Annotated in this window: 12 protein-coding genes and 1 pseudogene; 7 read left to right on the top strand and 6 right to left on the bottom strand. The window is 52.6% G+C overall.

All coding sequences use genetic code 11. The features are described 5' to 3' along the window. The first annotated feature begins 217 nt into the window (after positions 1–217). The 5 genes from N7E73_RS11785 to N7E73_RS11765 all read left to right on the top strand — a co-directional run bounded on the left by N7E73_RS11785 (position 218) and on the right by N7E73_RS11765 (position 6,134). Positions 218–1,789, top strand: coding sequence for an ABC transporter substrate-binding protein (locus N7E73_RS11785; RefSeq protein ID WP_432734945.1), 1,572 nt, complete (start codon positions 218–220; stop codon positions 1,787–1,789). Positions 1,790–2,004: 215 nt separating this feature from the next. Further along, positions 2,005–2,979, top strand: a complete 975-nt coding sequence (locus N7E73_RS11780) for an ABC transporter permease (RefSeq protein ID WP_432734944.1) — start codon at positions 2,005–2,007, stop codon at positions 2,977–2,979. A 169-nt stretch (positions 2,980–3,148) separates the two neighbouring features. Further along, positions 3,149–4,087, top strand: coding sequence for an ABC transporter permease (locus tag N7E73_RS11775; RefSeq protein ID WP_432734943.1), 939 nt, complete (start codon positions 3,149–3,151; stop codon positions 4,085–4,087). Further along, positions 4,084–5,046 carry an ABC transporter ATP-binding protein gene (locus N7E73_RS11770; protein WP_432734942.1) on the top strand — a complete coding sequence of 321 codons (963 nt, stop codon included), beginning with the start codon at positions 4,084–4,086 and terminating at the stop codon, positions 5,044–5,046. Before N7E73_RS11775 ends, N7E73_RS11770 begins: the two co-directional genes overlap by 4 nt. Positions 5,047–5,105: 59 nt before the next feature. Next, complete coding sequence (locus N7E73_RS11765) at positions 5,106–6,134, top strand: ABC transporter ATP-binding protein (RefSeq protein WP_432734941.1); 1,029 nt, start codon at positions 5,106–5,108, stop codon at positions 6,132–6,134. Between the two features lie 54 nt (positions 6,135–6,188). Here the strand turns inward: N7E73_RS11765 and N7E73_RS11760 are convergent, their stop codons facing one another. The 3 genes and pseudogenes from N7E73_RS11760 to N7E73_RS11750 all read right to left on the bottom strand — a co-directional run bounded on the left by N7E73_RS11760 (position 6,189) and on the right by N7E73_RS11750 (position 11,115). After that, positions 6,189–9,086 (bottom strand): PAS domain S-box protein, encoded by a 2,898-nt coding sequence (locus tag N7E73_RS11760; protein ID WP_432734940.1) that lies wholly within the window; start codon positions 9,084–9,086, stop codon positions 6,189–6,191. Then, positions 9,086–10,075 carry an ABC transporter substrate-binding protein gene (locus tag N7E73_RS11755; RefSeq protein ID WP_432734939.1) on the bottom strand — a complete coding sequence of 330 codons (990 nt, stop codon included), beginning with the start codon at positions 10,073–10,075 and terminating at the stop codon, positions 9,086–9,088. The genes N7E73_RS11760 and N7E73_RS11755 overlap by 1 nt, the downstream gene beginning before the upstream one ends. Positions 10,076–10,233: 158 nt before the next feature. After that, positions 10,234–11,115, bottom strand: a pseudogene (locus N7E73_RS11750) (LysR family transcriptional regulator). A 118-nt stretch (positions 11,116–11,233) separates the two neighbouring features. On the opposite strand from N7E73_RS11750, the gene N7E73_RS11745 reads away from it, so the two are divergent. Then, on the top strand, positions 11,234–11,683 hold the full coding sequence (locus tag N7E73_RS11745) for a C-GCAxxG-C-C family protein (protein WP_432734938.1): 450 nt from the start codon (positions 11,234–11,236) through the stop codon (positions 11,681–11,683). 114 nt (positions 11,684–11,797) lie between these two features. Here the strand turns inward: N7E73_RS11745 and N7E73_RS11740 are convergent, their stop codons facing one another. The 3 genes from N7E73_RS11740 to fsa are packed head-to-tail and all read right to left on the bottom strand — an operon-like array spanning position 11,798 to position 13,651. Beyond that, complete coding sequence (locus tag N7E73_RS11740; protein ID WP_432734937.1) at positions 11,798–12,190, bottom strand: DUF3574 domain-containing protein; 393 nt, start codon at positions 12,188–12,190, stop codon at positions 11,798–11,800. An 11-nt stretch (positions 12,191–12,201) separates the two neighbouring features. After that, complete coding sequence (locus N7E73_RS11735; protein ID WP_432734936.1) at positions 12,202–12,996, bottom strand: 4Fe-4S binding protein; 795 nt, start codon at positions 12,994–12,996, stop codon at positions 12,202–12,204. A 10-nt stretch (positions 12,997–13,006) separates the two neighbouring features. Continuing rightward, a complete protein-coding gene (fsa, locus tag N7E73_RS11730) occupies positions 13,007–13,651 on the bottom strand; it encodes a fructose-6-phosphate aldolase (protein ID WP_432734935.1) in 645 nt (214 codons plus the stop codon). 422 nt (positions 13,652–14,073) lie between these two features. On the opposite strand from fsa, the gene trpB reads away from it, so the two are divergent. Then, a complete protein-coding gene (trpB, locus tag N7E73_RS11725; protein WP_432734934.1) occupies positions 14,074–15,285 on the top strand; it encodes a tryptophan synthase subunit beta in 1,212 nt (403 codons plus the stop codon). Positions 15,286–15,428: the final 143 nt, after the last annotated feature.

Here is a 15,428-nt window from a genome sequence, read left to right as displayed (position 1 = left end):
TCTTCAGGGACAGCAAATTACATCACCATTATTATGCAACAGCAAAAATAATTCTTGATTGAATAATCAATTTGCTGTTTAAAATATTAAGCAACAACAAAAACAACAACCGCTTTATTGCGCATCGCACATTCTCAAAACCGGGTATTCCTTGATTTCAAGGTTTAATTGTGTAAGGTAGATTCGAATTTACCTGTAAGGAAACAAGGAGAATAGAATGCGCCAAAAACTGTTACTAACTCTTGCTCTAGTGGTCTGCATCGCCTTCGGTGCTGCCGTGGCCCACGCAGAAACCCTGACCCTGGGCCTGAAAGGAGAACCCACCTCTCTGGACCCTCATTTCCACAACGTTTCAGCAAACAACGTGCAGTCCCTGTATGTTTTCGACAAGCTGATCCGGCAGGACAACAGGCAGAAACTCCAGCCCGGTCTGGCCGTATCCTGGAAACCCGTTTCCGATAACGTCTGGGAATTCAAACTTCGCGAGGGCGTAAAGTTCCATGACGGATCTCCCTTTACTGCCGAAGATGTAAAGTTCACCATTGAACGCATTCCCAATGTACCCAACAGCCCGTCTTCCTTCACCGGATTCGTTGCCGCCATCCAGAAGATCGATGTTGTTGACGACCACACCATTCGTTTCACCACCGAAGCACCTGCACCGCTTCTTCCCCGTCAGTTGGCTGCTTTCGCCATCGTATCCAAGAAGAATGCTGAAGGTGCAACCACTGAAGATTTCAACTCCGGCAAGGCCTGCATCGGAACCGGTCCTTACGCTCTCGTCAAGTGGGAACGCGGAGACAAGATCATCTACAAACGCAACGACAATTACTGGGGCGAGAAACTGCCCTGGGATGAAATCATCGTCCGCCCCATCACCAACGACGGAACCCGCGTGGCTGCCCTCAAATCGGGTGACGTGGACCTGATCAACTTCGTTCCCCCGGCAGACGTGGACCACCTTGCCGACAATAAAAAGCTGACCCTGTCCCAGTCTCCGTCCACACGCCTGATCTACATCCATCTGGATACCGACCGTGACGATTCCCCCACTGTAACAGGGAACAACGGCGAAAAGATCAAGAACCCCCTCAAGGATTTCCGTGTACGTAAGGCCATTTCCAAGGCAATCAACCGCCGTGCCATTGCCGCCCGCATCATGGACGGCCTCGCAGTGCCCGCCAGCCAGATGGTTCCTGACGGTTACGAAGGCACCAGTTCCCGCCTGAAGCCTGAAGATTACGACCCCAAGGGAGCTGTTGAACTTCTCAAGCAGGCCGGTTACCCCGAAGGCTTCAAGCTGGTCATCCACGGCCCCAATGACCGTTACGTGAACGATGCCGACATCGCACAGGCCATCGCCCAGATGCTGACCAAGGTCGGAATCAAGACCGAAGTCAACACCATGCCCAAGAGTGTATACTTCCCCAGAGCCTCCGCCCTTGAATTCAGTTTCATGCTCGTAGGCTGGGCCACTGACACCGGCGAACAGTCCAACTGCGTCGCATCACTGCTGCACACTTATGACAAGGAAAAGGGCTTCGGAGCATCCAACCGCGGACGCTATTCCAACCCCGACCTTGATGCCACCCTCGAAGAAGCACTGATCACCGTTGATCCTGCAAAACACAACGAACTCATCATCAAGGCGACTGAAATGGGTATCGGAGATCTGGGTATCATCCCTATCCACTATCAGGTTAACGTATGGGGTTCCAGGAAAGGACTTGAATACAACGGCCGCACAGATGGGTACACCCTTCCCCGCGAAATCAAGGCCGTCAAATAGCTGCAAAATATAACTGAGATTAATATAAAGGGGCGTCATAGTACGCCCCTCTGGCTGCCGGAAAATGCCGCAAGCGGCGTTACCGGGAAGAACACTGAAACTCACGTATCCATCAATACGCACCGTTCCAGTGTTTTCTTGTGTCTGTCCTCCGGAATTTTCCGGCAGCCTGCCTTACTTAACTTCGTCAGAACGTTTTTCGTGGAGCAAAATAGATGCTCGCATTTTTGATTCGTAGAATTTCCCAGAGCGTCATGGTCCTGCTGGTCATGTCCGTGCTGGTCTTCAGCGGCGTTTACTGCATCGGCAACCCCATCGACATCCTGATCGCCCCGGACGCCACCCCGGCAGAAAGGGACCGCGCCATCAAGGAACTTGGGCTGGATAAGCCCCTGCCGGAACAGTACATGCGTTTCCTGAACGATGCCGTGCACGGCGACCTTGGCAACTCCTTTGTATACAATGAACCGGCCCTGAAACTCATCATGCAGCGCCTGCCAGCCACCATGGAACTGGCCGTTACCGCCATGCTCATGGCCGTTATCTTCGGCATTCCTCTGGGCATGATCGCAGGGATCAAATCGGAAACCCTGCTGGGCCGAAGTATCATGCGCTTCTCCATTCTCGGGTTCAGTCTGCCCACGTTCTGGGTCGGCCTGATGTTCATCATCATCTTTTCGGTCTATCTCGGCTGGCTGCCCTCAGGAGGGCGGGGTGAAACAGTCGAGCTGTTCGGTGTACCGGTGAGTTTCCTGACCTGGGACGGCATACGCCACCTGATCCTTCCGGCCATGAACCTGGCCCTGTTCAAGACCTCGCTGGCCATCAGGCTCAGCCGTGCCGGGGTACAGGAAAACCTGCAGATGGATTACGTGAAGTTCGCCCGCGCCAAAGGGCTCACCAACACCAGAATCATCGGACTGCACGTAATGAAAAACATCATGATTCCGGTGGTGACCGTTCTGGGCATGGAGTTCGGCGGGCTGATCGCCTTCGCGGTTGTAACCGAAACGATCTTCTCATGGCCCGGCATGGGCAAGCTGGTCATTGACTCCATCGGGGTCCTCGACAGGCCGGTAATCGTGGCCTACCTGCTCATTACCGTAACCATGTTCATCATCATCAACCTCGTGGTTGACGTGATTTATTCCATTCTGGACCCCCGTGTCCGTTTGGGGGACCAGAACTGATGTAATTGAAGAAGCCCCCGGCGGCCGGGGAAGGGGAAACTCTTGTAAGAGCTTCCCCTTCCCCGGACCCCATCCACTTCAGAAACATTTAATTTGGCTTCGCCACATCGTAAGGCAATACCCGACTAAAAGTTTCTTTGGTCCCCGGAGGCATAAAAGGAATAAATTTATGGCAGAAACAACACAGATGCAGCAGCCGGACATATCCGCAGCCGAATACGTACCGGCCAAGGACGAGTCCCTGCTCATACAGTCGCTCAAGGAATATTTTGAAAGCAAGACCGCCACGATCGGACTGGCCGTTCTGACCCTGATCATCGTCGTGGCCCTGCTTGCTCCCTATATTTCGCCCCAGAATCCATATGACCTCATGTCCATCGACGTCATGGATTCCAAGCTTGAGCCGGGCCAGAAATCAATGGACGAATCCCTGACCTACTGGCTTGGGACGGACAGTCAAGGCCGCGACATGCTCAGCTCCATACTTTACGGGCTGCGCATCAGTCTCGGGGTCGGGGTTCTCAGTACCGTCATCGCGCTCATCATCGGGTCCATAATCGGACTCTGGGCCTCGTTCATCGGCGGGCGCACGGATTCATTCATCATGCGCGTGGTAGACCTGCAGCTAAGCTTCCCGGCCATACTTGTGGCCCTGATACTGCTGGCGATTCTCGGCAAGGGGGTCGACAAGATCATCCTTTCGCTGGTCATCGTGCAGTGGGCCTACTATGCCCGGGCCATCCGCAGTAACGTGCTGGTGGAACGCAGGAAGGAATACGTGGAAGCCGCAAAATGCCTGGCCCTGCCCCGGTACCGGATAATGTTCGGGCACGTGCTTCCCAACTGTACGCCGGAACTGATCGTTATTTCCACGGTAAAGGTGGCGGGAGCAATCGCCCTTGAAGCGACCCTTTCCTTTCTCGGACTGGGCATGCCCATCACCCAGCCCTCGCTAGGCCTGCTCATCGCCAACGGCTTCAAGTACCTGCAGAGCGGCTATTACTGGATCAGCTTCTATCCCGGTGTTGCGCTGCTAATTCTCATCGTATCCATCAACCTTGTGGGTGACCGGCTGCGAGACGTTCTGAACCCGAGGTTGAAAAAATGAGTGATAAACTTCTCAGTATCCGAGACCTTAAGACCTACTTCTATACCCGCGCCGGCGTGGCCAGGGCTGTGGACGGCATCTCGCTGGACATTGACCGCGGTGAAATCGTCGGTATTGTGGGTGAATCCGGGTCCGGTAAATCCGTGACCGGATTTTCCATCATGGGACTTGTTGACCATCCGGGCAAGATCGCCGGGGGCTCCATCAAATTCAGGGGACAGGAAATTATCGGCCAGTCCGAGGAAGAATGGCGCAGGTTCCGCGGCGCAAAGGTGTCCATGATCTTTCAGGACCCCATGATGACGCTCAACCCGGTTCTGCGCATCGACACCCAGATGATGGAGGCCATCACCGCCCACGAAAAAGTCTCCAAGGACGAAGCAAGACGCCGCTCAATTGAGGCACTGGCCATGGTCGGAATTCCCTCACCGGAAGAACGCATCAAGGCCTACCCGCACCAGTTTTCCGGCGGAATGCGCCAGCGCGTTGCGATAGCCATCGGGCTGCTGAACAAGCCGGACCTGATCATCGCCGACGAGCCGACTACCGCACTGGACGTGACCATCCAGAGCCAGATCCTTTCCGAAATGCAGACCCTGTGCCGCAAAACCGGAATGGCCCTCATCTGGATCACTCACGACCTCACCGTCGTGGCCGGCCTGGCCCACAAGGTGGCGGTAATGTATGCCGGACGCATCATCGAGCAGGGCAACGTAGAGGAAATCCTCGACAAGCCCATGCACCCGTACACCCACGGGCTGATCGGATCAGTGCCCAGCCGCAACAGACGCGGCGAACCGCTGTTCCAGATTCCAGGCATGACCCCGTCGCTGATCAACATTCCTGAAGGCTGCTCATTCAGGATGCGCTGCCCCTATGCCGACGAGCTGTGCCTGCAACCACCGGAACGTACAGAGCTTGATAACGGACGCATGGTTCGCTGCCATCATCCTTTGTAGGAAGCCAGAGATGAGAAAGCATGAAACACACGTAAATCCTAATTATACAGGATTGATATATGAATGAAAGCAAGACACCATTTTTGAGTTGTAAGGATCTCAGCCGGGTTTTCGTCAAAGAGCTCGACTTTGCCGGCAAGATTGCCCAGAAACTCGGCTCAAACATGCGCGAGGAACGGGTTCAGGCCGTGGACGGCGTCAATCTGGAAATCATGCCCGGGGAAGTGCTGGGGCTGGTCGGAGAATCGGGTTGCGGAAAATCAACCTTGGGCCGCATGCTCTGCGAAATACTTGAGCCTTCCGGCGGTGAGATATTTTACAAGGGAACAAATGTTAAGGATCTTCCCTCAGCGGAAAAGATGGAATATGCCCGCAACGTGCAGATGATCTTTCAGGACCCTTTTGCATCGCTGAACCCGCGCAAACGGGTCAAGGACATCATCGGCGAGGCACCGCTTTACCACGGCCTTACCGACAAGGCCGGATTCGACCGTTATCTGGCCGACGTAATGCTGCGCTGCGGGCTTGATCCAAGCTACAAGAACCGTTATCCGCACCAGTTTTCCGGCGGTCAGCGCCAGAGAATAGGGATTGCGCGGGCCATGGCCATGCAGCCGGAATGCCTCATCTGCGACGAATCAGTGGCAGCTCTGGATGTATCCATTCAGGCCCAGATCCTGAACCTGTTCATGAATCTGCGCAGGGAACTGAATCTGACCTGCCTGTTCATCAGCCATGACCTGGGGGTTGTTGAACACATCTCGGACCGGATCGCCGTCATGTATCTGGGCCGGGTAGTGGAAGTAGGTACGGTGGAGAAACTGTTCAGTGCGCCATTCCATCCCTACACCCAGGCCCTGCTGAACGAAGTGCCAAGACTGGACAAGCGTGCTGTCGACTTTGCCCCCCTTAAGGGCGAGATTCCGTCTCCGCTTGATCCTCCCAAAGGTTGCCATTTTCATCCCAGATGCGCCCATGCCATGGATATCTGCCGGGAAAAGGCTCCGCAGGATAAGGAAATCGTTCCGGGACACCGGACCTGCTGCCATCTGGCCGACAGGAAGAAAATTGAATGGATTCAAATGTAAACATTAAAAATCCCCCGGAGCATACGCTGCGGGGGATTTTTAATATTTTACTGATTATTCTCCAATCGGCAATCTGACTACAAATCTGGTCCAGTTTCCGATCTCGGAAAAGACTTCCATGGTTCCACCATGCTGGTCGGTGATGATGAAATAGGAAACCGAAAGACCGAGTCCGGTTCCCTTCCCCGGAGGTTTGGTAGTGAAGAATGGTTCAAAAGCTCGTCTGACGATCTCATCAGGCATTCCCGGCCCGTTGTCTTCAATCTCAATAACCGCCATGCCTTCCTCTTCAGCAATACGGACAGTTATCTGCGGTTTTTCGTCGATAAATTTTTTCTCCGACAATGCTTCGGCTGCATTCTTGAATAAATTCAGAAAAACCTGCTGGACCTGATTTCCTTCACAATAAACCGGATGGAGATCGGGCTTATACTCTTTTTTAATCACAATATTCTTGAAATCGTAATCCTTCCTCAAGTCATAATCACTGGCAATGAGCTCTAGAGATTTATCCATAAGCTCGGCCATATCATAGCGGAAGAAACCTTCCCCGCCCCTGCGGCTGAAATTGAGTATATTGCTGACGATCCTCGCGGCCCTTGCTCCGGACTCCTGTATTCCGTCAAGCATCCTGGTAATTTCACGCTGTTCAAGATAGGATTTCAGGTTATCCAGACAGAAGTCGCAGGCCTGTGCCACATCCTTGTTTTTCTGCAGATCACCAAGCAGACGCTTGCGCATATTCTGCACGCCGCCCATGATAGCAGCCAGTGGGTTGTTTATCTCGTGAGCCATGCCTGCAGCGAGCCCGCCGACCGACAACATCTTTTCAGACTGCACCATCACCTGTTCCATCTGAACCCGTTCGGTAATATCGTCTATACGGATTACCGCGCCTTCTATTCCTTCGGCATACAGGGGGAAAATAATGACATCCTCGTATCTGGTCATGTCATCAATATTATGAACCCGCCGGAGGTCCTCAAGCGGCGTACCATTCTTCACCGCAGCCCTTATCTTATGCATTTCATCAGCAAGATATGGAAGTACCTGTTCAAACAACCTCCCCCGGGCCTCACTCTTGGGAATTCCTGTTACCTTTTCAGCCTGACTGTTCCACTGGGTGACTACACCTTCCTTATCCACACTCACTAGGACCGAAGGCATGGAATCAATGATGCTGCCGATGTAGTTCCTGGCCTGCAACAGATCGTGCTCAAACTGCTTACGCTCTGTAATATCCGAAACAAGCGCAAGAACGTGAATACCCTCAGGAAGGGAGAAACTGCGTAATTTTACATGAACAGGGAATTCCCTTCCGTCCCTTCGACGTGCAATCCAATCGAAAGCCTGCATTTCCGAGTTAACACATCTGCCGACAAGTTTTTCGGCCTCTACCTGTGTGAATCCCTCACCGCTCAGGTCTTTTATGGAAAGAGAAAGAGCCTCGGCACTGGAATAGCCGTAAGTCTTTTCAAAGGCCTTGTTGACATCAAGAATTCGGCCGTTCACATCATGGATGAAAACGGAATCAGGCAGAGTATCAAGCAGGGTCTGCAGCCTTTCAGAAGCCGCAAGAACAGTCCTTCTTGAACTGTTAAGCGCAGAACTCATCCTGTTGAAGGTCTCCGCCAGTTCGTCAATCTCGTCCCCGGTATGGATCTGCACAGAAACTTCCTCTTCGCCCTTTGACAACCTGCGGGCAGCTTCTGTCAGCGAAAGCAGGGGGTCGGTAATACTGCGGCTGACAAGGAATGCAGTAACAACAACACCGAAAACAATGACGAGAATGACCAGAAGGGCATAACGGGATTGAGTAGCCATCTTGGAAAGATTGGCAGCTTCCGAGTAACCCAGCACAAGGGTCCAGGGGGCATAACGCATCCGGACCTTGACATTAAGGGTCGGTGCACAGTCCGGGCCGTACAGGGATGAATAAAAATAAGTCAATCCGGGCTCAAAGAACTCTGCCCGTTCAAGCCCTGTACCGACAGTATTTTTCCCCTCCACACGTATCCTTCTCCGGGCGAGCAGCTTCTCGCCTCCATCCTCACCGAGACCAAAGGCGGGGGTAAGCACAAGATCAGGCCGCTGCGTATCTGCAAGCCGCAACCCTTCTGCGCCGAAGAGGATAGAACTGTAGAAATGATCCCCGGACAATCCCCTTGGGAAAAGCAACTGCTGCAATACAGCAGCGTTGAATCTGAATCTAATAACCCCCAGAATTTCTCCGGACGTGTCCCGAACCGGACAACTGAAATACAGGGAAGGCTGGCTCGGAGTTTCGGAAAGCCCTACAGGGGAAACGTAAGGAAGCCCGCTTTGCAGGGGTTCCATAAAATAATCCCGATCCGCCTTGTCGCTTCCTATGTCAGGTCCGTATGTATCAGCCACGTCCCGTCCGCAAAGATCAAGAATGGCGATGGAGGTGATGTATGTCTGGTCACGTCTTTTAAGGGAGCTGAGAACTCCCATAACCGCAAGCTCTTCCGGTGAACCTACACGTTCTTCCGGCGGCATGCGCAGGTACTCGGCAAACTGGGGGATTGAAGACTCGGTACGCACCGTTGAAAGATTTGTAAGAATAAAGGAATCGACAACACCGGCGGTCTGGGTTGCCGCCGCCAGCATTACCTGACGGCTGTTATCAACCAGAGCATCGGAAGTTACTTTCTGATCAAGGATGGCAAGAAAACACATCGGCAGCAGGGACACAAGCAGGAATGTACTCAGCAGTCGCTGCCTCAGACCAGCCGACCTGCGAAAAGACACATAGGCAAAAATAAACAGCAGAGCGGCCAGGGCCGACAGCATGTAACAGGTGATCTCGAAAGCTGAAACCGGCCACGAAAAAGTACCCTCATCAGCATTTGCCGTAACTGCCTGCAAAAATGGGGCAATACAGCCCATGAGCGAACCTGCTGTAACGGTCAATCGAGATTGGGTTTTCATTACTGAACTGCTCCCCTCCCCTTCACAAACTGGGGATCGAGAATCCTGTCCAGATCAGGTGCAGTGGATGCATCGCCAACGCTTATGAAAAAATCGATCTGCTTTCCTCCAATATCAAATAGAGATGACGGACAGGTCTCTTTCGTAAACGCCTTCACGTTATCCTTACGAGACAGGATACGACATCCTTCAAGCGAAATATCTCCGGGAGTCTGACCGGTCGCCTCGGCAATAATGGCATCACACTCTTCCCTATGGGCAAGCCAATATTCCTGAGCCTCAAACCAGGCATCGACAAAAGCCTGCACATCAGCAGGGCGTTCACTGACAGTCCTGCCCTGAAAAGCAATCACATCGGGTATCATCCCCGGAGTGTCGGCGGTAGTGAAAAGGACTCTGTAGTCTTTATCCCTGGCCTTGGAGAGAAAAGGTTCCCAGGTATAGCCTCCCTGAATCTGTTCGGGCATGGTTTCAAGCACCAACTCCGGCCCCACGTCGACAATGCTTAAATCGGTACGCGAAATACCGTACTTGCGCAGAAGGGTGGTAATGATGAATTCGCTTCCGGACAATGCTCCCTGAATCCCGATCCTTTTACCGATAAGATCAACAGGGGCCTTTATGTCCGAAGTTACCACCAGCCCCTCGCCACCTTCAGAATAATCAGTAGCCAGCACAATTTTCATATCCGGCACATTGCTTTTCAACAACTCATAGAGCCCTCCGTGGGCGGCATCTATCTTTGAGGCTGCAAAATCCGGAAAAATATCAGTGTATGCCGAGTACAGGATCGGCTCCACCGCCACGCCATGTTTCTTGAAAAAACCTTTTTTATCGGCAATTATAAGCGGATACCATCCGGTCCATGGAAACCATCCCACCCGCAATGGACGCAGTTGCGCTTTTTCGTTGTTCCGTGAACACCCAGGAAGGATTGTAACTGAAAAGACAAGCAGAACAGCAAGCAGCAGAAACAAAACCTTACGCATGACATCCTCCGGACAGCTGCCATAAATAATTAAATTACTTTTTTACTATATAATCAAATGGCATAGTCAGCAAAAAAAGTACAGTCCTATTGAAATTACTTTGGCTCACTTCTCTCGCAGCCGTATAGATCAATTCAGTAACAATAGTGTACAATCTGTCACCCGTTTACAACGGCCTGTTCGGCCAGCTCCATAAACCTCTCAAGCGGGGGTGAACACCATCTGTCAACATGGGAAACCATCATGATCATAGTCTCAGCAGGAGCCGGAGGCCATTCAAGCCTGACCAGCCTCCCATGTTCAAAATCGTCAGCAAGCAACCTTTCCGGACACAAGGCAATGCCCAGCCCCCTCAGCAGACAGTTACGCTGAGCCCTGCCGCTTGAGAAAACCACTGACCGGGTATGCACACGTTCCTCTTCGAGCGACCGCCCGAAATCCCTGCGGTAACTTCAGTCCACCCGGGAATGCAGCACCCGCTGCCCCTGCAGGTCTGAGGTAGAGACCACTCCCTTCCCGGCAAGAGGGTGTTTCGGGGCAGCGGCAAGCGCCAAGGGTTCAGCACGCAATGGTTTTACGGATACATTGCTGAAAGAGAGTGACCCGGTCATCAGAAAAGCTGCATCAATGCGCCCTGTGTTCAACTCCTCTTTAAGCCGCTCGTCATCACAGTTGATGAACATGACTTCCATGTTGGGATATTCCCGCACGAAACGCTCCACAACATCCGGCATGTACTCTGCTCCGATGGTTTCCGGCATCCTGATTTTAATCGTCCCGGAAAAGTCCTCACTCCCGGAAAGTTCGCCTCGGATCTCCTCGCTCATCTGCAACATGCGCCGGGCATAATCACGAAGCTTCTCCCCGGACTCGGTAAGCAGAATTCCCCGCCCGACACGGTCAAAAAGCATGACTCCCAGATCATCCTCCAAGAGCTTGATCTGGGCGGAAACAGAGGATTGTGCCAGATGAAGCTCCTCTGCTGCTCTTGTGAAATTAAGCCTCTCAGCCACGGACAAAAAAGTTTTAAGCTGCCTCATCTCCATTATATACCCTCCATCGCCTGAAGCGATTGCTGTGATCGTAAACAATCGTTGGACCTGATTGTTTGCAATCAATAATAGTTTTTACAGATCAATTCAACAACAGGAGACTACCATGAACACTTGTATCAAATGCAAATCAGCAGCAGAAAAAGCCGGAGAATATTTCGGAGGCGGATACCATTGCGCAGAAGCAGTGGCCAAAGCCGCTATGGAACATCTTGGCCGGGACCCGCAGGAGCTTGTTGCCTGTGCCACCGCATTCGGGGGCGGATATGGAAAAACATTTCAGGAAGCCTGCGGGGCACTGAGCGGGGCGCTACTTGTCATCGGACATCTGTACGGACGTAGAGAGGCTGACCAGAACTGGGATTATCCTGCCGCCCTTGCAGGTATGATCCGGGATGAGTTTGTGGAAGCATACTCAACAACCAGATGCATTGACCTGCGGGAAAAGTTCGGCCCGGAAGACCAGATGGACGAATGCCGCAAAATAGTCCGGTTGATCAGCAAAGAACTTCTGGAACTGATTGAATCAGATGCCGAAATTACTGCCGGCAAATGATCCATACCAACTGGCTGCAGATTAACTGTGGGATGAACCCACAAAAGAACAGCTTCCTCTCTGTACACCATGCACAAAGAGGAAGCTGTTATCGATAAGCGTCCATCAGCCCGGCTATTTAAAATCGACCTGCGCAGGAGTGACTATCTTCAGAACAGAGTCCTGTTTGAATCTATCCTTGTAGGCTGCGGCAATGGAATCAATACGCTCCTCGGCATCCTTGTCAGGAGACACTACCATCAGCACCTTGCTTCTTTCCGAGTAGGTCATGCCTTTACCGGCCCAGAATCCTTCGGCATCGTAGACAGTATATCCGCTTTGAAATTTGGGGGTGACTTCGGACTGCAGAAAAGACTGCCACTCACGGGCACTGACCCGGTGTTTTCCTTCATTGCTGGTCTGCCCCATGAACAATTCATACCTGTTCCACTTTCCGGCGGTGCATCCGCCTGCCGCAACAAGGACCAGCAGAACCACCAGTGCCAGTATGCGCGAATATCTGTTCATGCAACCTCCAGCTAAATAAAAATTTCAGGCTCCTTGCGCTCTTCACAGGTTTCCGCAAGCCACCGGGCAACTTCCATAACCCTTGGAACATCCATAATCCTGTCCCCGGAAGCGCAGACCTTTACACAGGCACAACATAGGATGCATTGCGCTGCATCCGTATCAACAAGGGACCCGACACTGATTGCCCCGGTGGGACATACCCGCTCGCAGGCACCGCACAACTCGCACCCATCTTTACTCACGGGGGAGGCTGGCGGGCGTGCGACCCGTTCCTTGTACGGCCTGTTTCCCGGAACCTCTATCTCCGGAAGCCCGTCGGGATCTCCGGCAGACAGCAGTTGCCTAATGCTCTGCCCGAATTTGCCGGCCGCGTCCCTGTCGGATACATCCGGCCTGCCGACCGCGACCGGGGTTTCCTCTGATGAAAAGGAGTGTTCACCGACAAATGCAGCTGCCGCAACCGGTTTAAATCCGGCCTCTACAGCCAGATCACGTAGTTCCAGCAGTGCGTCTTCGTATGCACGGTTTCCATAAGTTACAACCAGTACCGCAGGCCTGCCCGATGATCTGAGACCGGCAAACCGCTCCACAGCAGTTATCGGCAACCTTCCGGCATATACAGGAGCACCGATGATCACCAGATCACTATCATCACATCCGTAACAAACTGGGAAGTCATCAGCACGGGTAACATCAATCATCCGCGTTTCCTCAGCCCCGACACCTTCGGCAATTGCAGACAGCACCTTACGGGTGGTGCGGGTAGGGGAAAAACATATCAATTGCAGCCTTGAACAGGTCACAGCAACACTCCTACTTGTTCAGCTTATCCCAATCCGCATTGAACTGGGCCAGCCCCTTGTCAGTCAAAGGATGCTTGACCAGCTCGGAGAGCACCTTGAAAGGAACGGTGGCAGTATCGGCACCGATAAGGGCTGCTTCAAGCACATGCATGGGATGACGGATGGATGCGACAAGCACCTTGGTGGGAAAATCATAATTGTCGAAAATAGTCCGGATCTGCCTGATCAACTCCATCCCGTCGTGCCCGATACCGTCCAGCCTGCCCACAAACGGGCTTACATAGGTGGCTCCGGCCTTTGCAGCCATGAGCGCCTGCAACGGAGAAAAGACAAGAGTTACATTTGTCTGCACACCCTTGCGGTACAGAGTTCTGGTGGCAACCAGCCCTTCAGAGGTCATTGGAATCTTGATGACCACGTTATCACCGAATGCGGAAAGGTCCTCGGCCTCACGGATCATCTCCTCGGCACTTTCGCCTACAACCTCAAGGCTGACCGGCCCGTCCACTTCTTGGCAGATGGCTTCCATCTGGGAACGCCAGTCTCCACCTTCATGGGAAAGCAGCGTTGGATTGGTGGTGACTCCGTCCATCAGCCCCTGAGCATTGGCACGTCTGATTTCATCCAGATTCGCAGTATCAAGAAAGAACTCCATATATTTTCTCCTTTTATGTGAATACTTTGTCATCTTCATATAATAAATTGCGACTGAGCAAAAGAACTATATTCAAATAGCTCGGTAAGTTAACCAATTCTGAATGAAACCGTCATTTTCAAAATTTAATACTGCAACAGCACTGAATTCCGTTGATTCGAACCTGTAATGCTATTTTGAACAGAAACCCATGTTGACAAGATTAGCCGGCAAGGGTAAACACTTGCGCATTATGAACGTTTCTTTTACCAACTTTACCCTTTTTTTCTGGTGGTGGCGCAGCTGATGCGTCGCGGTTGGTTACGTTCGAAAAACGTGTAGCAGCAAAAAGAATTTCATGAAACCGCGACAGTGAAAACTGATCGCGGTTTTTTTGTTGCCTGCGGTACACTGTCGCAAAACTGATCTTCAGGAGTAGAAAAATGACTGACAACGCAACTATCGATGCAAAAGGTTTTTTTGGTGAATACGGTGGACAGTTCGTCCCCGACCAGCTTCTCCCCATCCTGAACGAGCTGGCCGATACGTATGAAAAATACAGGAACGACCCGGAGTTCATTGAAGAACTCAACTACTACCTCACCAAGTATTCCGGCCGCCCAACTCCCCTTTATCTCTGCTCCAACTTGACCGAGAAACTCGGCGGCGCGAAGATCTACCTCAAGCGTGAAGACCTGAACCACCTCGGTGCGCATAAGGTCAACAACACCATCGGACAGATTCTGCTGGCCAAACGCATGGGCAAGAAAAAGATCATCGCCGAAACCGGTGCAGGACAGCACGGTGTAGCTACCGCGGCAACAGCAGCACTCATGGGCATGAAATGCACCATTGTCATGGGCGAAGTTGATGTTGAAAGACAGAAGCTCAATGTTTTCCGCATGCGCATGATGGGCGCGGAAGTCATCGCCGCCAAGTCCGGACAGCGCACCCTCAAGGAAGCTGTGGACGAAGCCCTTGCCGCATGGATCAAGGATGCCGAAAACACCTTTTACCTGCTCGGCTCGGCAGTAGGCCCCCACCCCTATCCGGTCATGGTCCGCGACTTCCAGTCCGTCATCGGCAAGGAAGCAAAGCAGCAGTGCCTCGAAGACGAAGGCCGCCTGCCTGATTACTGCATCGCCTGTGTCGGCGGCGGCTCCAACGCCATCGGCCTTTTTGCCGATTTCATTGATGAAAAATCCGTCAAGCTCGTAGGCGTCGAACCTTCCGGACGCAGCCTTGAACCCGGCGACCACGCTGCCACTCTCTGCCTCGGTGAGCCCGGCGTAATGCACGGATTCAACTCCTACATGCTCAAGGACGAGAACGGTGAGCCTGCCCCGGTGTATTCCATCTCCGCCGGTCTGGACTACCCCAGCGTGGGACCTGAACACTCCCACCTCAAAGACCTCGGCCGTGCCGAATACGTTCACGCCTCCGATAAGGAAGCAACCGACGCATTCTTCAAGCTTTCACAGACCGAAGGCATCATCCCCGCCCTCGAATCCTCCCACGCGCTGGCCTACGCCATGAAACTGGCTCCTCAGCTCGACAAGGACAAAATCATCGTCGTCAACCTCTCCGGCCGCGGAGACAAAGACGTGGCCCAGATTGAGGACATGATCAGCAGGGGAGAACTTGAACTGCCCTAGGACAATTCATGTATTTCCAATAAATAAGGCCCGGATTAACCTGAATCCGGGCCTTATTTATTGCGTTGTCCCGTCCTGAAATAGTTTTACACACAAAGAGCCTATTTTATAAAACAGGATGAGACTCAAAGAGCAAGGGCTAA

The sequence above is a fragment of the Maridesulfovibrio sp. FT414 genome, from assembly GCF_050916235.1.
Taxonomy (GTDB): Bacteria; Desulfobacterota; Desulfovibrionia; order Desulfovibrionales; family Desulfovibrionaceae; genus Maridesulfovibrio.
The sequence above is the reverse complement of the archived record's forward strand: the minus strand, read 5'-3'. Positions and strand labels throughout refer to the sequence as shown.